Below are 20723 nucleotides of genomic sequence, written 5' to 3' on the forward strand. Positions count from 1 at the left end.
GTTTATCGGGGTTTGAGCCACATAACGGGAGAAGGGGAGTAGTTTTTGCGAATTCTAACAATTATATGAAATGAGTTGCCGACTGAAGCTTGTTTTCTAGTTAATTAAAGCCTCCATTCATGTCAAATAAAGCCTCCATTTGCTCGTGATGCCTTGCGTAAGGGTAAAAGGTTACTGGTAATGGGGTGTTAGTGCCTACCTTCGAGGGAGTTAGGTACGCCCTTTCAACCGTTCGGCTATAGCCAAACGACTGAACGGCTCCAGCCAAACAACCGAACGCCTATAGCCGAAAGCAAACCGCTCAAAAAACAGTTGCTGTTTGGGTGTAGGATGGTAGCAGGATTGTAGCACCATTGTAGCAGGATAAATCCCAATCGTGCTACAGGCTCCACCCTTTATACATCGGCATTCCAGCCACATTGTAGCAGGGATAGCAGGATTTTTTGTTTTTGTGTTATGGAGATAGAAAAACGACTGGCAGAAACGTAGCTCTGCCAGTCGTTATAATTGTTTTAAATGTAGATCAGGTGAAATCCCCATGATTCTTTTGCTTGTTGACAAAAAATAATGCTTGCATAGATTCAATCACGATATTATTCTTCGTCATATAGCAATTCCAAGTAATTGTACCCTGAAAGGATTTGGAGAATCTCAATGTCAATTAATTGAGTGTGCATTATTGCATTGTGCAGTTCTTGCCTATCAGAAACTGGATATTGTTTTGATGATTCAATGGCTTTATTTAAATACTGGTGAGCTTTCATTAAATATTTTTTATACTGCATTATATATTTGCTTTGTTCCATTTTTTATCGCGAAGATACATTGTTAGAACGAGATTCATTCTTTTATTTGACTTTTTTATTTTTTTCGCGCATTCTTTAGTAATTAATTTTGTTTTATAAAAAATTATCCTTATTTTTGTTTCCAAAATAAAGATGGTTATGAGATTTGATGATTATATTTCTGATTTCTACCAATACATGGTAACAGAAGGCGGCTTAGCGGTTAAAACAAGCCACGATTACATTTCACGTCTTAGATTTTTAGCGACTCAATATGAATTGAATGATAATTTGACTGAGTCTGTCGTGAAAGAAATACTAAATACTGAAAAGGAAAAAAGACAATATCGTGATGTCTATAATTCTCGGAAATCAATAAGTGATTTCAGTGCAGGTCTATATAAATTTCTTGATTTCATAAAATCTGATTATCATAAACGTATTGAGGATAGTATTATTAGTGAAATTGTAAAAATTGAAAAATCCCAGTCGTTAAAAGATACAGAAAAGAAAGCAATAGTTCTTTCAAGAATTGGACAAGGGACTTTTCGAAAAGAGTTAATAAACTATTGGGGGTGTTGTTCTGTGTCAGGAATTACATCCACATGGATACTTATAGCGTCTCATATTAAACCGTGGAGAGTATCAAATAATAACGAGAGATTAGATGTATATAACGGTTTGTTGTTATTACCTAATTTGGATAAACTATTTGATAAAGGATATATTTCTTTTAATACCAATGGACAAGTCATTTATTCAAAATATCTTAGTATGGATGACAAAAAAACATTGCATTTGACAGACGATCTGAAATTAAGCAAAGTAAATCCCAATCATATACCATACTTAAAGTATCATAACAATTTTTGTTTATTGTGACAATGACACTTCATGTATAGCTTGGTCAAAGAACAAATGCTCACAAGGGACCTTTGTGCTCATGAGCAAGCATAAACATTCATAGCATAAATAGGCGAGGTCTTCTGACCAATCTATTCATGTCATCGAGCAGGGCGGCATTTGAAAAGACTATGCCGTCCTGTTTTACAATACCATAGTCCTGATGGGCATGTCCAAAAAGGTGGTATCGTGGTTTTACATCCATTACTCTGTTCCGTAATGGAGCATTACCCCAATGAATACCAATCGATTGGTCAAGTATCATCACTGGGGGTTCATGGGTAATTACAATATCCGTTCCTATTGGAATTAGCTCTTCGGAGTGATTGTATGCTATACCGAAGAACTTTACACCATCTATCTCCACACCTTTATCTTGAAGAAAGTGAACGTTGTCAGGAAGTTCTTCGATACCCTCAGCATCCCATAGACAAAGATCGTGGTTACCTGTAACGAATATCTTATGCGGATAAGGTAACTCTATATACCAATTCAGAAAGTCAAGAACCTCTTCCTCAGTGCCATTATTGCTGATGTCACCACAATGAATGATGACATCAGCTTCAGGTAAATCGTGAATCTGATGATGCAGACCATGAGTATCGGAGAGGTGCAGAATTCTCATCATTAGTTCTTATGGAGTTCGGACAAGAGACCAGATGCTCTATTCGTAGACATACTATCCTCTTCTTCCCGAATCTCATATTTTGTCTGTTTGTTCGGATGAAAAACGGTGTGAGAAAGAATTGACAAAGCATCCTCTTTACTTCCCATATACCCAACACACCTTCTGATTTGTTTTCCACACATCACGTTTGCATAATAAGCATCTGCGATACTCTCCGATATAGGTGCGATACCATCACCATCATTTAATAGAATTACAGGCAATTCGTCACTAAACAACTCTGCGAACTTTTCCGGAGCATCTGTATGGATAGGAATAAGCGCTTTAGGATGGAGCAGACGGAAAACATCACGTAAACTATTCATATCACAATGACCACTAGTGTGCTTATACAGGAAGCTGTCACCAAGAGACTTCGCCAGTTTTTCGTTATATGCTGCTTTGGACTTATCGACATAGCCGTTCCACATTGACAGGTACATCTGCTTGTCTCCTGGAATTTCGCCAATGAAATTGTCGAAACGGGGATTAGAGCGGGCTATCAGAACGTAGCCTTTGTCTTCAACAAGTTCCTTGAATTTGTCGTTCATCCAGAACTCGCCATTCACGATGGACAGAACAAAAGGCTTGTAAGTCTCCTTGAATTTATACAGTTTTGACTTTCCCCAGACAGAATCCCGCTGAGTCACTTTATCCATCATGTGCTTTTGGTATTCATCAATGATAAACACCCGACCTGCATATCTTGCAGCATGGTATAATCCAAATAATCGGTCAATGTTCGTTGACGAAACATAAACTACATTACCTTTGTTCTTGGAAAATAACTCCTGATACTCCATCTGCAAGTCGTGTTCGGGCAGATTGGCAGCATCAGGACGAGCCACGTTGGTTGCTTCGCAAACTACATAATCCACTTCACCAATAAACTTCTCGATGACTTCAGGCAGTTTGCTGCTTCTGAAACCATGCGTGCGAAAGTCACCTGTATGGAAAGCACTCACTCCATCTGCCTCGATTTTAAAGGCATAAGCATCAAATGCAGAATGGTCAACAGTCACAGGTATGATTTTAAAATCTCCCCATTCGAACTGTTTGCCTGGTTCAAAGGTCTTCACAATCTGGAGACGATCCAACATTTCTTGATGAACACCATCGACCAATTTGAGGTGGTCAGATAATTCCATCTGAATGTCCCTGCCAACCTTGCCCATATATATCAGCAAGTCTTTCGATAACTTTGGTATGCATCCAATATGGTCACCATGATAATGTGTGATAAGTAACGCACTTTTGGAAATATCTCCATGCGTCAGTCCCTCAACCTGTAAATCTCCAGACTTTGGGCTACCAGGCAGCTCTTCGCCATAATCGACGAACAAATGCCAACCGTTATATTCGTATTCTGTGACACAACCACCTATCTGGTGAGTGCCGCGATGGATTTTAATGTTCATAATTCACAATCTCCTCAGATATTTTTATTGAAATTTCAAGGTTGAAGGTATGTAGGAATATAATGATTTATCAAAGTCAATCTTCACGTCTTTCAACTGGTTGTCATTTAATAGCATAAAAACATGTTCATAATCTACCAATGGATGATAAACATCGGCAAGCATTCTTGCATGAATAACGCTCATTTTTTCAATATTTTTGTATAATGCCTTTTCATGTGGTAATATAGCATTTGGCTTAGAGATGCGTCCTAATACAATATCTCTCATCAAACTTGCATAGAAAAATAGTTCAGATATGATTCCTACCATTTCGTTCTCATATTTAAGTTCTATAATGGTTAGTTCATTTTCGTTCATTCCCCAAAGATCAATAGCAGCTTTACTCCCTGCAAAAAAAGAATTTCCGTCTTGTTTCACTCCTACAGGAAGTTGATGATGTATCTTTGGAATATTATAATGATTACATAATAACTGAGGAAAATTTTGCTCATGGACCATGTCGTATTCGACAGCATTTTCTCCAACCCTGCCACCATGTTTAAACTTCTTCTCTGGAATTTTATTACCACAATTATTCTGAAGATTATTTAGGCGTTCTTGAAATGTATCAATCTCACGTTGATTGAGATTGGCAATAGAAAACCAATCGAAAGACTCCTTCATCTTCATTACACGATAGCAAAATCGATTATAATGCTCGTTTCTTTCTTTTGGCACATCCCATTTCAATTCTACAGATTCAATAACTTCAGGAAGCCACGCCTTTAAACATACTGCCCACCCTTCGAAGGCTGCATTATCTGTCTGCATATTTTTACATGTTGCATTTAAGACAATCTCTTCCCCTGCACATATTCCCTTTTGCTCCTCTATATTGATAAGTAATTTCTTATCTTCTTGGATTTTGAAGCAAATATATTGGGGTAAGATAATATTCCTTGACTTTCCAGATACTGCTCGGACACGATCACGAAGAGGTTCTATAAATGTTTTCTTTTCATATTCTGATTGAGTTTCAGACTTTTTGTAATTTTCAATTATTGTTTTCTCCGCCATATGTTTTATATTTTGATTGTTTTTTTCTCATGTTTATAACACCACAATTCACCATCACATCCATGCTGAATAGAAAGTTTCTTTCCAGCCATCTTTGCCATGATTTGAAGATGCCTTGCTTCTTCATTAGAGAGGAATTCGACATTCTCGTCACTAATCCACTCGCCATTGTCATTGCGAACTAAATGCCACTGTCTTTCTTCACCCTTAGTTCCCATCAGGCATATTCAAATTTGGGTACGTCTATTATTACATCTTCTGTCTCATCTCCATCATCCATTGTTGGAACAGCCAAGCGGACTTCATCGTCTCGCATGGTGTTGTCGACAAGCAACGTCAGAGGAAAGATATCACTGTCTTCATCCAAGACAGGATAACCATATTCATCAAATTCAGTCATAAAAGCGGAGTCGATGCCATAGACATATATGTTTGGACTATACTTCTCCATTTCGTGATTGACGTATGGGTCCTGTATCGCATCAAATGATTTCCCTTGAGTCAAATCCATTCCATACACCAAAAATGGTGCTGCATCATTCGATTTTGCAAGGAGTGCCATCGTCAGTGAGTTTGCATACAAGTTCAGAGCATACTCAGTACTATAAGTATCATGGAAATCGTATTCGAACTCCTTCACAACATCACGAAAAGATTTTCCATCGCTTTTTCTCCTGCCTCTATTGTCATAGTCAGCAGGCACAAAGTAATAGGTCTTATAGAGTTCCTTCTCCATCATACTTCCATAAATTTTGATACAAATATAGTAAAATGCTCTCAGACTATAGTGATTGACAAAAAATATTTAGCATAAATTGGCTAATCATCTTGTTTTTGTTGTTTCCTCAGTCTTTCTTGTGTTTTTATCCAATTTCCCTTCTTATTTCGTCTCTTATTTCTTCTTTAACTTTCTGTCTTACGATTCCACTTATTCTTGTACGTCCATATTTGTCAGGATGATGCCCCCAAGTAGTGCAATGTCCTTGTACCCAATCAACCTTTATGCTGGGGCACCTACACGATATATACTTTGATGGACTGTTCTTTGGCATCTCGTCTATTCGATTGGGATTTCTCGATATTTTGTATTCCCATCCAGCTTTTAAGAATTTGCTTTTTAAATAACTTCTGCTCATTTTTTCAAATAATTTATGTTAGACATGCAGTTGCTTACTTCTTGATTAGGTGCTGGGGCAATTAATAGATATTGCTTGTTTCCATCAACCATCTCAACATTACGACAAGTAGTTTTCTCCTTTTAATAGACTTTTGTATTTTCTCTTTCTCTATTTGAACACGACTCAAATCAGACAAGCCCATGTCAAAGATTCTCTCCAAATAGTAAGTTCTAATTCCATATTTCGCCTGCAACTTTTCAATAACTTCACCAGGTGTGCCACATCTAATAATTTTAGTTGTTGCGTCAATGTTTTCTTTCCCAGCTACTAACAATAAAGCCTTCATGAAAAGCATCTCACGCAGTTGGATGGTGCACCATTCCATAATGTGACGTTTGTTAATATGGCCCTCGATCAAATCATAAATCATTCTGCAACTAAGGGTTTCCCCCTCTGTCACAAACACATCTTTAATTCTTAATTCCAGTAATTCTTTCTTTGTAATTTCCATCATCATAAATCTCTTTAGTAAGTATTCTTAATACGAAAAACATTTCCATACACAACAATGTTATCGTACACAAAGAAATATCTTAAGAAATTTTAAGAATTTAAAGACACTCAGGGACTGGTACCTGTCTCACTTGGAAAACAATGATGATGGCTCGGGCCTCATAAGCACCATCGCAGTTCGCGATGCTGCCCTAAATGGATTATGCTCACAAGGGGTACCTGATATAAACGATGTCTGAAATAAGAAGGAAGTATGATAAATACTTGGGTCAGTAGCTGAAAAGTTACTTTTAAACATCCCGCTCGTGTGAGATATACCGAGTATAAGCCTCTCTCGGGAGGCTTTATTATTATCGACTATGGATAAGAAAAAAGTAATTTGCCTGCACACAGGGACAATCCTGTGAATACCTGTAAACCAGTCCCCTGAATCGAGGGTAGTGGTATGACATCAAACAGGGCACCATCGTAATTCGCGATGGTGCCTATATGGGAAGGTATTTAAATAAAAGTAATGAATATTCTCTGGTCCAGGCTCCTAACATCATAAAATAGTGAAACTAACTTTTCTTCCTAAACCATGGAAAATTTTAAAAAGTGTAGACATCTGAATGTCTGCATGTCCATTTTCGACACGAGAAATATATGTTTTCTTTGTGCCAATTCTGGCTGCCAACTGTTCTTGTGTCAGACCAGCTTTTATTCTCTCTTCCTTTAATTTCTCACCTAGGATAAATGCATCAACACCAGCCTCAAATTCCATGCGACTGCTTGTCCCCTCTTTTCCAAAGTCTTCAGTTATCATGTCCTCAACAGGTGTAAGCTGAAGTTTTTTTGTATCTTTTTTATCCATAATCATATCATTTGTTTTTTTTGTTCATAATACTCGTTCATGATTCGTTTTGCTTTTTCAATTTCTGCTTTAGGTGTCTTCTGTGCTTTGCGAGGAAGTTCCTTTTTAAAGTCTTTAAAATAATCCTTGTAGGCAACAATATGCCTGACGTATTCCCTTTTTGCCATGATAATAAGTTTTGTGTGCAAAGATAACGAATAAGTTAACAACCGCCAAATATTTTGGCAAATATTTTGATCGCAGACCATCTTTTTCATAACAATTTTGAATATTATTCGTGCAAGTTTCATATAAAAATGCTATCTTTGCCGTATGAAACTAATATTAATAATAACATGAAGAAGATAATGTTTATGATGCTGTTGATGACTGTCACAACAGCGAAAGCGCAGTTCGGACCAGAGCCTGACTTCGACGCTAAGTATGCTACGGAACTGGTGAAGACAGGGACGATAGCTCCCGACTTCAAGATGAAGACAATCGATGGCAAGACATTCAAACTCTCGCAGTTAAAAGGGAAAACGGTGGTGCTCGACTTCTGGGCATCATGGTGCCCGGATTGTCGTAAAGATGCCCCGGAGGTTGTGCGTATGCAGAAAGAGTATGCTCCGCAGGGCGTGGAGTTCGTCGGTGTGTCTATGGATACCGACGTGGCAGCATGGCGTAAGGCCTGTGAGCAGTTTGGTATCACCTACACGCAAGTCAGTGAACTCAAGAAATTTAAGGAGACGGATATATCTAAGGCGTATGGGGTGAAATGGATCCCCTCGATGGTAGTCGTTGACAAAGACGGCAAGGTGGCACTCTCCACAGTGCTGACATATAAAGTAGATAAATACCTGAAGGAGTTGCGTCCCACGGGTTATCAGCCGACCAGGGAGCGTGTGACGATAGATGGTGACCATGGGAAGTTACAGGCTGTTATCCAGAAGCCCGTACTACAACAAGGTGAGCAATGTCCGATGGTGGTGTTCTGCCACGGCTTTGGTGGTTCCAAGGATGGTCCCCTGTTTGAGTTGATTACCGACTCGTTGCAGAAACACGGTATCGCCTCCATCCGTTTCGACTTCAACGGTCATGGGGAGAGCGAGGGTAAGTTTGAGGATATGACGGTACCAAACGAGATCAACGATGCTAAGAAAGTTATTGAGTATGTGCGTGATCTGCGTTATGTCTCTAAGATTGCCCTCGTGGGACACTCGCAGGGTGGTGTGGTCGCCTCTATGACAGCAGGAGAACTGGGGAGTGATATCGCTGCTGTGGCACTGATGGCTCCTGCCGCCGTGCTGCGTGACGATGCTATCCGTGGGTCTGTTATGGGGAAGATGTTTAACCCGCTGGACCCGCCGGCGTATGTGGAGATGTGGGGTGGTAACAAGTTAGGTGCCAACTATATCAAGGCAGCTTTCTCACTGCCTATCTACGAGACAGCGGCAAACTATCATGGTCCTGCCCTGATCATTCATGGTAATGCTGACCGTGTGGTGCCTTACACCTACGGAGAGCGCTTCCACCAGCTGTGGAAGGGTAGTGAGTATGTGTTACAGGAGTATTTCGACCACGGTTTCTCTCAGAATATCTATCGGACGACAGATACGGTCAGTGCGTTCCTGATACGGACTTTGAGATAATCTTACTCAAAGATCTTAAAGGCATAGCCCTGCTCTAGCAGCCACTCGATGGCTCGGGGCAGGGCTGTGCGTAACTTGTCAATGGACTTCAGGGAGTCGTGGAACGTGATGATGCTGCCATTACGGGCATAACGCTTCACATTGTTCAAGACATCCTCGGCGGTGAGCCATTTGGAATAGTCACGTGTCACGAGGTCCCACATCACAATGCGGAATTTCCTGCCGAGCCATGCATACTGGCTGAGACGCATCCATCCATGAGGGGGACGTACCAGGTTGGTATGCAGATAGGCATTGGCTTTCTCCACGTTATAGCTATAGTCACGGATGCTATGCCGGAAACCGCTGATATGGTTATGGGTATGGTTGCCGATACGGTGTCCCTCCTCAACTACCCGTTGGTATAGTTCAGGGTATTTGCGCACATTATCACCCACCATAAAGAATGTCGCCTTGATGCCGTAGTGCTTGAGGGTATCAAGGATAAACGGGGTAGCCTCAGGGATGGGACCGTCGTCGAAGGTCAGGTAAACTGCCTTCTCATGACGGTCCATACGCCACGTTGCCCTGGGGTAAAGCCAGCGCAACCATATTGCCGGTTGCTCGATAAACATACTTTACATTGGTTTAGTCCTCAGCACCTAGTCTGCCACCCTTTGCCTGGAAGGCATCGAGAATCTTGCTCAAAGTCGCCTCACACTTCTCACCCCATTTCTCATCGATGTTACTACCCAGTTGCAAGAGCTGGTTAAGGATATAGATGTGCATATAGCAGCTGTCTTCAGACAAGTTGAACTGCTGACCGTCGAGGTTGCAATACCATGCCACATACTGTGCGGAGTTCTTCCACAGCTGGTTGATGAGTTTCATCGCCTCCTGCTGGTTGCCCATTGCAGCCCATGCACGAGCCATGTCAAGGGAACCAGAGCTGTAGTTATGTGGAATGTTATAGGCGGGAAGCACTTTTTCTGTATATCTCAGCACTTCAGTAGCCTGCTTGTCGTTCCCGTCGTTGATGAGCTGCAGGGCAAGGCGTGCCATGATACGGCGGTGCGTATAGCACATCCGCATCACTGTCTCGTCGAGGTAGACACCTTTCGTGTCTGCTCCTCCGAACTTGAAGCGGTGCATCACATTATCATAGGTACGCTTCGTGTCAAAATTCTTAGCACCTTCCTGATTGGTGGTGAAAGGAGTGATACGGTAAGCAAGTCCTTCGGTAATGGTATTGTCACCCAAGTTGATATAGTTCTCATCACCAACGGAGACAGCGACATAGATAGGACGTTTCCAGTTACACTGAGACAACATCTCCAGAATCATCAGGTCGCCTTTATAGAGGGCGGTCTTACCCTTCAGTGAGATGGTCATCTTATCTGGGATGGAGTCAGTAGCCATCATCATACCACTCTGGCGCACAGCCTCCTTGTCGATGGTCATATAGATCACGTCGGTGGGAATGACATGAAGCTCGGCATTCTTGGAGCGAACCCAGTACTTCAGGATGTTCTTGAGCTCGAAGGGATCTTCGCCAAACTGTTTCTTCGCTGTCTCCGGGTCTTCCTCATAGAAGTCGAGCACAGCCTGTTTCATGTCTGGTTCGATGGCTACATACTCATTCGTGCCAGCACAGTATTCGATACGCTCCCATGAGATAGGTACTGATGGAGAGTCATAGGCAGGACGACGCATCTGGTCAATATACCAGTCAGTCTGTAGGTAAGAGAGGTTGCAGACACGGGCGTCGGTACGGAAGCCCTCCACATCCTGGTTATACCACAGTGGGAAGGTGTCGTTATCACCATTGGTGAAGATAATCGGGTTTCCTTCGTCCTGAAGTGACATCAGGTAATTCTGTCCGAAGTCACGACAGGTATAGCGTCCGCTGCGGTCGTGGTCGTCCCATGTCTGGGATGCCATTTGGATGGGTATTAGTATAGTAGCGATAGTAACTATAGTACCTATAGCGATAGGGTTCATCTTCAGTTTACGCTGGATCAGGTCGATGAGGGCAGCGACACCCATACCGCACCAAATGGCGAAGGCATAGAACGAGCCGGCATACGCATAGTCTCGTTCACGAGGCTGCATCGGTGTCTGGTTCAGGTAGATGACGATGGCGAGACCTGTCATGAAGAACAGGAAGAACACCACCCAGAACTGGCGGATGCCTACGGGCTCTATCTCAGTCTGTTCCTTACCATCTACGATGACACGGTTCTTACGGGTGTACCATGACTGCCAGAAGAGTCCAATCAGTCCGAGCAACAAGGGCAGACAATAGAATACATTGTGTCCTTTGTTGTTCTTCAGCTCGTCAGGTAAGGTATTCTGGTCTCCCAGACGCATATTGTCAAACCAATCGAAACCACTGAGCCAGTTGCCATGCTCCAGCTCGCCGTTACCCTGAATGTCGTTCTGACGTCCTGCGAAGTTCCACATGAAATAACGCCAGTACATGAAGTTACACTGGTAGGAGAGGAAGAAACGAATGTTCTCCAGTTGACTGGGAACCTTCACGCTGACCATCTCACCACAGCGGTCATAGGGAACCTCAGTGCCGTCCACGCTGCCACCCATCCAACTCTCGTAGGCTGCACGGTGTGCGGAACTGTACATACGAGGGAAGAACATGTTCTGGGCATATTGGTACTCATCTTTAGTACGGAGTACGAAATATTCATCTTTCTCGTCAGGAGATGCTTTCTCCTTACGTTGCCATACAGGAGCACCTTTCTTCATGACAGGTTTGCAATACTCACCGTCTTTCTCCAAGGCAACCTGTGAGGTGTATGCCTGTCCGTAGAACAACGGACGTTGTCCGTACTGCTCACGACCGAGATATTCGCCCAGTGTGAAGATATCCTCAGGGGAATTCTGGTCCATCGGCGGATTGGCGGATGAGCGGATGACAATCAACGCGTAAGATGAGTAACCGATCATCAGCATCAGCATACAGAGCAGGGAGGTGTTCTTGATACGTGCTGTAACCAACAGTTCTTTCTTCTGCCTGTACTGTAGCACAAACCACAGGATGACTAATACCACGATACCGATAATCACTGCCGACCAGCCATGTCCGTAGAAGGGGATACCCAACATAGCGACAGCCAATAGGAAGGCGATGTTCTGCTTCTTCTCACTGACATCACGGTGTGTCTCGTAAATTGCCCAGATCGTGATGGCTATCAATAAGAAGATATAGACAATCTCACCTGTGTTGAACGGACAGCCGAGGACGTTGACAAACAACAGCTCGAACCAGCCTCCCACCTGTACGATGCCGGGAACGACACCATAGAGCACGGCGGCAAGGATGACAATAGAGATGCCCAGGGCTATCAGAGAGCCATACAGGTCTTTGCGTGGCAGGCTCTGTGGAAACTTGCGATAATAATAGACCAGTACGATAGCTGGCAAACAGAGTAGGTTCAACAGGTGGACACCAATACTCAAGCCTGTCATATACATGATCAGGATCAGCCAGCGGTCACTGTGCGGCTCGTCAGCATGGTCCTCCCATTTCAGTATCAACCAGAATACCACGGCGGTAAAGGCAGAGGAATAGGCATAAACCTCACCTTCGACGGCAGAAAACCAGAATGTGTCGCTGAAAGTGTAGATCAATGCACCTACCATTGCAGAGCCCTCGATGGCAATCATTTTCCAAAGGGTCAGCTCACTCCAGTCCTTGATGAGCAGGCGGCGCACCAGGTGTGAGATTGTCCAGAACAGGAACAGGATGGTTGCTGCCGACAATAACGCACTCATCATATTCACCATCCGTGCCACCTGTGAGGGATCGCTGGTAAACTGTGAGAAGAGGTTGGCGGTGAGCATGAAGAACGGTGCACCAGGTGGGTGTCCGATTTCCAGTTTATAACCTGTGGAGATAAATTCTGGACAGTCCCAGAAAGAGGCTGTCGGCTCAATCGTGGAACAATATACGATGGCGGCAATCAGAAAACTGACCCATCCAAAGATATTGTCTACCAGTCTAAATTGTTTCATTACCTATTGTGTCGTTTAATTCCAATCTGCAAAGGTAATATAATTAATTGACAAATGGCAAATGACCATTGAGAATTAATGGCGCCTTGTTGTTTTTTAACGTTTAAGAGGTTACATGAAGAGTTGTGCCCCATAGATTAGCAGGACATAACGCAGGAATTTTCCAATAGCCATACTACTGATGGAGATGGGGATATTGGCACGCATCAGTCCTAGGACGATGGTGATGGCGCTGCCTAAGATGGGGATAAAGGCAAAGAATCCCATCCACGCACCTCGTCCTCCCATGAAACGAGTTGCCTGATCCAGTTTCTTCTTGCTCACATGCAGGTATTTCTCGATCCACTCCAATTTACCCATGTGTCCAATGGTATAGTTGAACATACCTCCTGCCACATTGCCTATTGTACCATAGATGATAAGTAACCATGGGTCCAGTCCTGCTGCCAAAAGTCCCATCATCACAGCCTCACTGGAGAAGGGAAAGAAAGAGCCAGCCACAAATGCTGTGATGAGCATGCCCCAATAGCCATAGCTGATAAGAAGGGAGATGATTATATCCATAGGTTATATGCGGTGATTACCAATGCGATCACAACGATACAGCAAAACATGATGTTGGTTACCCGTTTCCCTGTCAATGCGATGAAATGAGCAATCAAGGGTGTTGTGTTGACAATCATGAGTCTCAGCAAGAGGTCATAAAGCTGTGGTTGCAGACAGAAGAGGATGACGAGAAAAATGTCAGCCCTGATAAAGAACCCAAAGAACATGCGGATGCGGATCTTGTCCTGATAACTGCTCCTCCAAAAATGCAGGCTTCCGAGAATGGCAAGGGCAAGGACAAAGAAAAAGGTGACCATCTGATGACGGCTGAGCGACGAGAAGTCGAAAGGCATTTGGAAGTGACTGAGGACTTCGAAATGGGACACCAGAGCTTCTGGATAATCTTGGTAGAAATACCAGCAAAGCAGGAACCAATAAGGTGTTATGATACCCATGAGTGATGCCATCAATGTACGCCATGATAATGACTGCAGGTTGGTGAACATCAGGACCCATAGGGCAGGAAGCAGCCATAGGATATGCACATAACCTACACTTGCCAGTCCTATCAGGAGAAACCCATAATAGGTGACACCTGGGGAATCTTTATCCTTATAGCTATAGAACAGGAAAAGAAGTGCTCCAATGAAGAATAACTCACAGATGGCTTCCACAAGGGATGGAAACATGAAAGATGCCATACATGAGAGCACCAGAAAGGAACAGGACACCATACGGGAGTGGATGCGGATAAGGGCGTTGGAATTGTTCAGCTTCTCCATCAAGAAGGTGGAGAGGGCAAGACAACAGAACTGTATCCACCATTTCTCCTGAAACAGTCCGCAAAATACCCAGACACCAGCTGCATAGGCACTGGTGACGGGCAATGCGAGATAACTCTCAGATATCTTGTTCTGCAGTCGTTTCATTACAGGTCTGCACCAATGTCACGACGGAAATACTTGTCGGTGAATCGTATCTTCTGAGCTTCCTCAAAGGATTTCTGAAGGGCTTCCGCCTTGTCCTTGCCATAGGAAGATACGGCAATGACACGTCCACCATTGGTGACGACCTGACCATCCTTCAATGATGTACCGCTATGGAAGACGATACTTCCCTGTACCTCCTCGATACCTCTGATGGGATAGCCTTTCTTGTATTCCTGGGGATAACCTCCGCTGACCAGCATGACACAGACTGCCGCACGCTCATCGAACTCAATGGCGCGCTGGTCGAGATTACCTTGGGCAACACCCTCGAAGAGATCCACGATATCGCTCTTCAGACGGAGCATGACACTCTCTGTCTCCGGGTCGCCCATACGACAGTTATACTCAATGACCATCGGGTCTCCCTTCACGTTGATAAGTCCGAAGAAGATAAAGCCTTTGTAGTCGATACCCTCAGCCTTCAGTCCCTCTACGGTAGGACGGATGATACGGTCCTCTACCTTCTGCATCCACTCTTTGGTAGCAAATGGGACTGGGGTTACAGAACCCATACCACCAGTGTTCAGACCCGTGTCGTGCTCCCCGATGCGTTTGTAGTCTTTTGCCTCAGGTAGAATCTTATAGTGATCACCGTCCGTCAGAACGAAGACGCTACACTCGATACCGCTCAGGAACTCCTCGATGACGACTTGTGAGGAGGCATTGCCGAACATACCGCCCAGCATCTCCTTCAGTTCCTTCTTGGCTTCCTCGAGGGTGGGGAGGATCAGGACACCCTTGCCGGCACAGAGACCGTCAGCCTTGAGGACATAAGGTGCCTCCAAAGTCTCCAGGAACTTTAGTCCTTCCTCTACATGCTCTCCGTCGAATGTCTGGTAGCGTGCCGTGGGGATATGATGACGAGCCATGAAAGCCTTGGCGAAATCTTTCGAGCCTTCAAGGACGGCACCCTGCTTGGAAGGTCCGATGACAGGGATGTCCTTGGTGCGCGCGTCAGCCTTCATGTCGTCGTAGATACCCTTTACCAGCGGGTCTTCCGGACCAACGACCACCATGTCGATGTGTCTCTCCACGCAGAAGTTCTTCACTGCCTCGAAGTCATCCGCCTTCATGGCAACGTTCTCACCGCAGTTGCTGGTTCCCGCATTACCTGGGGCGATAAACAGTTTCTCACATTTCTCACTCTGAGCAATTTTCCAGGCGAGGGCATGCTCACGTCCACCACTGCCTAATAATAATATCTTCATCGTCTTTATGTTTTTTACTTTTCTACCTTTCTACAGTTTTCCCTGTTCACCTAAATAAGAGTCCTTGAAGCCGAGGAAATATAGCACGCCATCCAGTCCGATGGTGTTGATGCTTTGTTCCGCATTCGCTACCACACGGGGCTTTGCGTGGAAAGCGATACCCAGTCCGGCCTCACTGATCATGGGCAGGTCGTTGGCACCGTCACCAACAGCTATCGTCTGGGCAAGGTTTACTTTCTCGACCTGTGCGATGAGCTTTAACAGCTCCGCTTTCCGATGTCCGTCAACAATTTCGCCCACATAGTTACCTGTCAGTTTGCCGTCATCCCCTATCTCCAGTTCATTGGCATAGACATAATCAATGCCGTAACGACGTTGCAGATACTCGCCGAAGAACGTGAATCCTCCACTGAGGATGGCAATCTTATAACCACAGGTCTTGAGGATACTCATTAGACGGTCTACACCTTCCGTGATGGGAAGATGCTCTGCAATGTCACGCATGACGCTGACATCGAGTCCCTTGAGTAATTTCACCCGGCGTGTGAAACTCTCCTTGAAGTCAATCTCACCACGCATGGCACTCTCTGTGATGGCACGTACCTCGGCGCCGACACCATTACGCTCGGCAAGCTCGTCGATACACTCCGTCTGTATCAGGGTGGAGTCCATATCGAAACAGATAAGGCGGCGCATGCGTCGGAACATATCGTCACGCTGGAAAGAGAAGTCAATACCCATCTCCGCGGACAGCTTCATGAGTTTTGACTGCATGTCCTGGCGGTCGACAGGCTCACCACGTAATGAGAACTGGATACAGGCACGGGTATGCTTGTCAAGTTGTTTGATACTCTTACGTCCCGTCAGTCGCAGGATAGAGTCGATATTTAGTCCCTGGTTGGCGATGATACGGGTGGCAGCCGCTATCTGTCGTGCCTCCAGTTGTCGTCCCATGACCATCAGGATATAACGGTTCTTACCCTGATGTCCTACCCAATTCTCATACTCGTCATCGGTAATTGGTGAGAAACCGATGTTCACCCCCAGCTCCGTGGCTTTGAACAAGAGTTCCTTCATCGCCAGTCCTGACTTCATCTCATCCATACGGATTAAGATGCCTAGTGATAACGTGCTATGGATATCGGCTTGTCCGATATCGAGGATCTGAGCGTCGTATCTCGCCAGGATTCCCATAACCGCCGCTGTCAGACCAGGACGGTCTTGTCCTGTGATACGGACTAATATCTGTTCTTCTTTCATAATTGTGAACTATGAACTTTAAACAATCAATTATTTCAGGTAGTCTTCAAAATACTGGGTGATACGCTCATGCAGATGAACACTGGCATGTCCCCGCATGTTATGCGCCTCACCAGGATATACGAAGAAGTCAGGCTGGGTACCAGCCTCTATGCATGCTTTCAGGAATGACAGACAATGCTGTGGCACTACCGTGTTGTCATTATACCCCGTGATGATTTGGAGTTTTCCTTTCAGATTCTTTGCCTTGGAGAGCAGACTAATCTTCTCGTACCCTTCCGGATTGGTTTCCGGGGTGTCCATATATCGCTCGCCATACATCACCTCATACCATTTCCAGTCGATGACAGGACCACCAGCCACCCCTACCTTGAAGACGTCAGGATAGTTAGTCATCAGGGAGATGGTCATAAAACCGCCGAATGACCAGCCGTGTACACCCAGTCTGTCCATATCCACATAAGGTAGGGAGCGCAGGTATTCCACGCCCTTCATCTGGTCCTGCATCTCTATCTGTCCGAGTTGACGGAACGTGGCTTGCTCAAAGTCGCGTCCACGATACTCACTGCCTCTGTTGTCGAGGATAAAGAGGATATACCCCTTCTGTGCCATATAGGTCTCCCAAGAACGACTATACCAATGCCATGCTGCTTCTACGTTATGGGCATGTGGTCCACCATAGACATAGACGACTGTAGGATATTTCTTGGTCGCATCGAAGTTATAAGGTTTCACCATACGGTAGTAAAGGTCGGTGATGCCATCTGCTGCTTTGATCGTCCCACATTCGAAAATAGGTTGCTCATAGTCTTTCCAAGGATCCTCCGCAGTCATCAACCGTGTCGCCTTTGCCGTTTTCACTTCGACGAGGTCGATGTTACGTGGCGTTGTGGGGTTGCTCCATCTGTCGACGAGATAAGTGCCGGATGAGGAGAGCTTACCATGATGTACCCCATCGGCGGAGACGAGTTCCGTCATCTTACCGTCTTTGATGTTGACGTTATATAACCAGCGGTGGAGCGGATGGTATTTGTTGGCAGCAACGAGGACGCTCTTCTGTTTCTCATTGAACCCCAGTACCTCCTGTATGACAAAGTTGCCTTTAGTCAGCTGTCGTTGTAGTTTTCCTTCTTTATTATATAAATAGAGGTGATTATAGCCATCCTTTTGACTTTGCAGGATAAACAGGTCATCGTCCCAAGGCAGGAACTGGATAGGATGCAAGGGTTCCACATATTTATCGCTGGTCTCCCGATACAATTCCGCTTTCTTCTCACCAGTCATGGCATCGTAGGACACCAGTCTGCAATCGTTCTGGTCGCGATTGAGCTCAAACATATAGATGGTCTTCGCATCGGGGCTCCAGGCGATATTCGTGAAGTAACGGTCTGTGGGGTCACCAGCTTTCAGATATGTGGTCTTTTGCGTATCCAGGTCATAAACACCCACTGTTACTTGATGTGAGGTCATCCCCGCCATCGGGTATTTGTCCGGCTCGTGAGTAGCGCTCCGTGGGTCAATGTCAACTTGCGGATAGTCGGTGACCATCGACTGGTCCATGCGGTAGAAGGCAAGACGCATACCGTCAGGACTCCAGAAAGTGCCCTTGTCGATACCGAACTCATTACGGTGAACACTTTGTCCGTATACTATCTCACGTGACCCGTCAGTTGTCAGTTGGTGCTTGCCGCCTTTCCCGTCAACTACAAACAACTGGTCGTCCTCTATGTATGCCGTGGCTTTTGATACAGGATTCCAGTCGTTAGCTTTCTGTCCGGAGATACTGTCCTGCCAAACGATCTCGTGTGTCTTGAAATTGAGCAGCAGGAACGACTTCTTGTTGCCAAGAGCCACCCAAGGCTGGTCAGGGTAGGGGAAAGTGGCATAATAGAGTGCACGGACATGATACATGTCATCGCTCTTCAACCATTTATTGACCTCGTCAAGTGTGAAGAGACGCGTCTCCTTGCCAGTTCTCTTGTCGACGAGCCAGCATTCCTCCACGTCTGTCCTTATCAATTCGTCACCCCACCAGGCATACCATTTGTTCTGAGGCTGGATGGTATGATAGCGGTTACCTCCATAGTTGAGTTCCTCAAGGGTGAAGAGTTGCTTTTCCTGGGCAGACATATTCAACGAGAGTATGAGAAGGAGCAATATGGTTTTAATCTTCATCATGGTCATTTCTCCTATTCTTCTTGTCGAAAGTCCTTCCTTTCCGGTCAAAGTCCCGCTTTCCCTTGAAAGGTTTTCTGGAATCCCTGGAATATCTAGATTCTCTATCTCTAGAGTCTCTAGACCCTCTAGATTCTCTAGAATATCTAGACTCCCTTGACTCCCTTGGTTCCCTGGGCTCCCTAGGTTCCCTGGGCTCCTTTTTCTCCAAAGAACGGAACTTAAAAGAGCGGATGTCCGCTTCCTCGTTCTCCTCCTGTTCCTCCAGGCGTTTCTTGAACTCGCGATTCTGTTTGAAGCGGCGCTTCTCAGCCATCTGCCGTTTCTCCTCCTCCGTCTTCACTGTTCCACCCTCCTCACGGAAGACACGCATCTTACCATCGAACATCTGGTATTTGCGGAACTCACATTCCAAGGAACCATTATACAAGGGGATTTTGATGGATGGCTTCAGACCAATCTGGTCGAAACACTCCTCCCGATAGCTCAGGATCCAGGCGTCATTCCCAGTAAACTGGTGCTTCAACCGTTCCCCTATCATCTTATAAGTGCCGAGCAGGTCGGGGGTGGAGATACGCTCTCCATAAGGAGGATTGGTGACCATGATACTCTTCTCCTTGGGTTGTGTGAAATCCTTGAAATCAACATTCTCTACAGTGATATCGTTGGTCAGTCCTGCGGCACGTACGTTGATACGGGCAGTGTTGACAGCCTTCATGTCGATATCGTAACCATAGATATGATGGGTGAACTCCCGTTCCTGAGAGTCATCATTATAGATGGCGTCAAACAGGTCACGGTCAAAGTCTTTCCATTTCTCAAAAGCAAACTCCTTACGGAACAGTCCTGGTGACATGTTGCGGGCGATGAGTGCTGCCTCAATCAGCAAGGTACCGCTGCCACACATAGGATCGATGAAGTCGGTCTCACCATGCCAGCCCGTCATCAAGATCATTCCTGCCGCCAATACCTCGTTCAAAGGAGCCTCTACAGACTCCTGACGATAGCCGCGACGGTGCAGGGACTCACCACTGGAGTCCAGGGAGAGTGTGCATTTGTCCTCTGCGACATGGATGTTCAGTCGGATGTCGGGATTCGTTATGGAGATATTCGGACGCTTGCCCGTCTTCTCACGGAACTGGTCGACGATGGCGTCCTTGACTTTATAAGCTACGAATTTGGAGTGTCGGAATTCCTCGGAGAAAACCACAGAGTCAACAGCAAAGGTGGTGTTCAGGTCCAGGAATCTGGTCCAGTCCACCTCTTTCACTCCTTCATAGACATCATCTGCTGACTGTGCCTTGAAATGCTTGATAGGTTTTAGAATACGGATGGCAGTATGCAACTGGAAGTTAGCACGGTACATCATTTCTTTGTTACCAGTGAAAGAAACCATGCGGCGTCCTATCTCAATGTTCTCCGCGCCCAATTGCGCCAATTCTTTCGCCAAGACAGGTTCAAGACCCATAAACGTCTTGGCGATAAGTTCATAATCTTGTGTCATAATGTCATGATGTAAATATGCTGCAAAGATACGAATAAAGTAGGCGATTTACAAAATAAATCGAGTTTTTTTTCATTATTCTG

Annotated in this window: 20 protein-coding genes; 2 read left to right on the forward strand and 18 right to left on the reverse strand. The window is 45.0% G+C overall.

Annotated features, from left to right (window positions below; all coding sequences use genetic code 11):
• Positions 1 to 593: 593 nt before the first annotated feature.
• Positions 594 to 806, reverse strand: coding sequence for a hypothetical protein (locus BM257_RS09235; protein WP_092071494.1), 213 nt, complete (start codon positions 804 to 806; stop codon positions 594 to 596).
• A 138-nt stretch (positions 807 to 944) separates the two neighbouring features.
• On the opposite strand from BM257_RS09235, the gene BM257_RS09240 reads away from it, so the two are divergent.
• Entirely contained in the window at positions 945 to 1667 is a 723-nt protein-coding gene (locus tag BM257_RS09240; RefSeq protein WP_177216072.1) for an HNH endonuclease, read from the forward strand.
• Positions 1668 to 1746: 79 nt separating this feature from the next.
• Here BM257_RS09240 and BM257_RS09245 read toward each other — a convergent pair whose 3' ends face one another.
• The 9 genes from BM257_RS09245 to BM257_RS14580 all read right to left on the reverse strand — a co-directional run bounded on the left by BM257_RS09245 (position 1747) and on the right by BM257_RS14580 (position 7573).
• Positions 1747 to 2313 (reverse strand): metallophosphatase domain-containing protein, encoded by a 567-nt coding sequence (locus BM257_RS09245; protein WP_092071805.1) that lies wholly within the window; start codon positions 2311 to 2313, stop codon positions 1747 to 1749.
• Between the two features lie 2 nt (positions 2314 to 2315).
• Complete coding sequence (locus tag BM257_RS09250) at positions 2316 to 3773, reverse strand: MBL fold metallo-hydrolase (RefSeq protein ID WP_092071500.1); 1458 nt, start codon at positions 3771 to 3773, stop codon at positions 2316 to 2318.
• A 24-nt stretch (positions 3774 to 3797) separates the two neighbouring features.
• Positions 3798 to 4832: a hypothetical protein gene (locus BM257_RS09255; RefSeq protein WP_092071503.1), complete on the reverse strand. Its 1035-nt coding sequence runs from the start codon at positions 4830 to 4832 to the stop codon at positions 3798 to 3800.
• Between the two features lie 5 nt (positions 4833 to 4837).
• Complete coding sequence (locus BM257_RS09260; protein ID WP_092071506.1) at positions 4838 to 5050, reverse strand: hypothetical protein; 213 nt, start codon at positions 5048 to 5050, stop codon at positions 4838 to 4840.
• Entirely contained in the window at positions 5050 to 5571 is a 522-nt protein-coding gene (locus BM257_RS09265; protein WP_092071509.1) for a hypothetical protein, read from the reverse strand. Before BM257_RS09265 ends, BM257_RS09260 begins: the two co-directional genes overlap by 1 nt.
• Before the next feature lie 124 nt (positions 5572 to 5695).
• Complete coding sequence (locus BM257_RS14575; RefSeq protein WP_143096818.1) at positions 5696 to 5968, reverse strand: hypothetical protein; 273 nt, start codon at positions 5966 to 5968, stop codon at positions 5696 to 5698.
• Positions 5969 to 6029: 61 nt separating this feature from the next.
• A complete protein-coding gene (locus BM257_RS09270) occupies positions 6030 to 6467 on the reverse strand; it encodes a hypothetical protein (protein ID WP_092071511.1) in 438 nt (145 codons plus the stop codon).
• Positions 6468 to 7007: 540 nt separating this feature from the next.
• A complete protein-coding gene (locus BM257_RS09275; protein WP_092071806.1) occupies positions 7008 to 7316 on the reverse strand; it encodes a helix-turn-helix domain-containing protein in 309 nt (102 codons plus the stop codon).
• 2 nt (positions 7317 to 7318) lie between these two features.
• Positions 7319 to 7573 (reverse strand): hypothetical protein, encoded by a 255-nt coding sequence (locus tag BM257_RS14580; RefSeq protein WP_143096819.1) that lies wholly within the window; start codon positions 7571 to 7573, stop codon positions 7319 to 7321.
• A 78-nt stretch (positions 7574 to 7651) separates the two neighbouring features.
• Between BM257_RS14580 and BM257_RS09280 the strand changes: the two genes are divergently transcribed.
• Positions 7652 to 8947 carry an alpha/beta fold hydrolase gene (locus BM257_RS09280; protein WP_092071514.1) on the forward strand — a complete coding sequence of 432 codons (1296 nt, stop codon included), beginning with the start codon at positions 7652 to 7654 and terminating at the stop codon, positions 8945 to 8947.
• Between the two features lie 2 nt (positions 8948 to 8949).
• Here BM257_RS09280 and BM257_RS09285 read toward each other — a convergent pair whose 3' ends face one another.
• From BM257_RS09285 to BM257_RS09320, 8 genes are all read right to left on the reverse strand, one after another.
• The gene (locus BM257_RS09285) at positions 8950 to 9561 is read right to left on the reverse strand and encodes a polysaccharide deacetylase family protein (protein WP_092071517.1); all 612 of its coding nucleotides are present in this window, start codon (positions 9559 to 9561) and stop codon (positions 8950 to 8952) included.
• Between the two features lie 13 nt (positions 9562 to 9574).
• Positions 9575 to 12958, reverse strand: a complete 3384-nt coding sequence (locus BM257_RS09290; RefSeq protein ID WP_092071520.1) for a glycosyltransferase family 117 protein — start codon at positions 12956 to 12958, stop codon at positions 9575 to 9577.
• 111 nt (positions 12959 to 13069) lie between these two features.
• Positions 13070 to 13522 (reverse strand): YqaA family protein, encoded by a 453-nt coding sequence (locus tag BM257_RS09295; protein ID WP_092071523.1) that lies wholly within the window; start codon positions 13520 to 13522, stop codon positions 13070 to 13072.
• Positions 13513 to 14433, reverse strand: coding sequence for a hypothetical protein (locus BM257_RS09300; protein ID WP_092071526.1), 921 nt, complete (start codon positions 14431 to 14433; stop codon positions 13513 to 13515). Before BM257_RS09300 ends, BM257_RS09295 begins: the two co-directional genes overlap by 10 nt.
• Complete coding sequence (gene purD, locus BM257_RS09305; protein ID WP_092071528.1) at positions 14433 to 15701, reverse strand: phosphoribosylamine--glycine ligase; 1269 nt, start codon at positions 15699 to 15701, stop codon at positions 14433 to 14435. Before purD ends, BM257_RS09300 begins: the two co-directional genes overlap by 1 nt.
• 30 nt (positions 15702 to 15731) lie before the next feature.
• A complete protein-coding gene (gene serB, locus BM257_RS09310; protein WP_092071531.1) occupies positions 15732 to 16961 on the reverse strand; it encodes a phosphoserine phosphatase SerB in 1230 nt (409 codons plus the stop codon).
• 30 nt (positions 16962 to 16991) lie between these two features.
• Positions 16992 to 19136, reverse strand: coding sequence for a S9 family peptidase (locus BM257_RS09315; protein ID WP_092071807.1), 2145 nt, complete (start codon positions 19134 to 19136; stop codon positions 16992 to 16994).
• A complete protein-coding gene (locus BM257_RS09320; protein WP_092071534.1) occupies positions 19126 to 20640 on the reverse strand; it encodes a THUMP domain-containing class I SAM-dependent RNA methyltransferase in 1515 nt (504 codons plus the stop codon). Before BM257_RS09320 ends, BM257_RS09315 begins: the two co-directional genes overlap by 11 nt.
• Positions 20641 to 20723: the final 83 nt, after the last annotated feature.

Origin of the sequence: Prevotella sp. tf2-5, assembly GCF_900115435.1 — a bacterium.
In the GTDB taxonomy this organism is placed as follows: Bacteria; Bacteroidota; Bacteroidia; order Bacteroidales; family Bacteroidaceae; genus Prevotella.

Coding starts and splice junctions, on each gene's coding strand:
- BM257_RS09320 (WP_092071534.1), bottom strand. CDS start 20,640: ATGACACAAGATTATGAACTTATCGCCAAGACGTTTATGGGTCTTGAA.
- BM257_RS09255 (WP_092071503.1), bottom strand. CDS start 4,832: ATGGCGGAGAAAACAATAATTGAAAATTACAAAAAGTCTGAAACTCAA.
- BM257_RS09290 (WP_092071520.1), bottom strand. CDS start 12,958: ATGAAACAATTTAGACTGGTAGACAATATCTTTGGATGGGTCAGTTTT.
- BM257_RS14580 (WP_143096819.1), bottom strand. CDS start 7,573: ATGAAAAAGATGGTCTGCGATCAAAATATTTGCCAAAATATTTGGCGG.
- BM257_RS09245 (WP_092071805.1), bottom strand. CDS start 2,313: ATGAGAATTCTGCACCTCTCCGATACTCATGGTCTGCATCATCAGATT.
- BM257_RS09275 (WP_092071806.1), bottom strand. CDS start 7,316: ATGGATAAAAAAGATACAAAAAAACTTCAGCTTACACCTGTTGAGGAC.
- purD (WP_092071528.1), bottom strand. CDS start 15,701: ATGAAGATATTATTATTAGGCAGTGGTGGACGTGAGCATGCCCTCGCC.
- serB (WP_092071531.1), bottom strand. CDS start 16,961: ATGAAAGAAGAACAGATATTAGTCCGTATCACAGGACAAGACCGTCCT.
- BM257_RS09265 (WP_092071509.1), bottom strand. CDS start 5,571: ATGATGGAGAAGGAACTCTATAAGACCTATTACTTTGTGCCTGCTGAC.
- BM257_RS09270 (WP_092071511.1), bottom strand. CDS start 6,467: ATGATGATGGAAATTACAAAGAAAGAATTACTGGAATTAAGAATTAAA.
- BM257_RS09240 (WP_177216072.1), top strand. CDS start 945: ATGAGATTTGATGATTATATTTCTGATTTCTACCAATACATGGTAACA.
- BM257_RS09300 (WP_092071526.1), bottom strand. CDS start 14,433: ATGAAACGACTGCAGAACAAGATATCTGAGAGTTATCTCGCATTGCCC.
- BM257_RS14575 (WP_143096818.1), bottom strand. CDS start 5,968: ATGAGCAGAAGTTATTTAAAAAGCAAATTCTTAAAAGCTGGATGGGAA.
- BM257_RS09315 (WP_092071807.1), bottom strand. CDS start 19,136: ATGAAGATTAAAACCATATTGCTCCTTCTCATACTCTCGTTGAATATG.
- BM257_RS09295 (WP_092071523.1), bottom strand. CDS start 13,522: ATGGATATAATCATCTCCCTTCTTATCAGCTATGGCTATTGGGGCATG.
- BM257_RS09260 (WP_092071506.1), bottom strand. CDS start 5,050: ATGGGAACTAAGGGTGAAGAAAGACAGTGGCATTTAGTTCGCAATGAC.
- BM257_RS09285 (WP_092071517.1), bottom strand. CDS start 9,561: ATGTTTATCGAGCAACCGGCAATATGGTTGCGCTGGCTTTACCCCAGG.
- BM257_RS09250 (WP_092071500.1), bottom strand. CDS start 3,773: ATGAACATTAAAATCCATCGCGGCACTCACCAGATAGGTGGTTGTGTC.
- BM257_RS09235 (WP_092071494.1), bottom strand. CDS start 806: ATGGAACAAAGCAAATATATAATGCAGTATAAAAAATATTTAATGAAA.
- BM257_RS09280 (WP_092071514.1), top strand. CDS start 7,652: ATGAAGAAGATAATGTTTATGATGCTGTTGATGACTGTCACAACAGCG.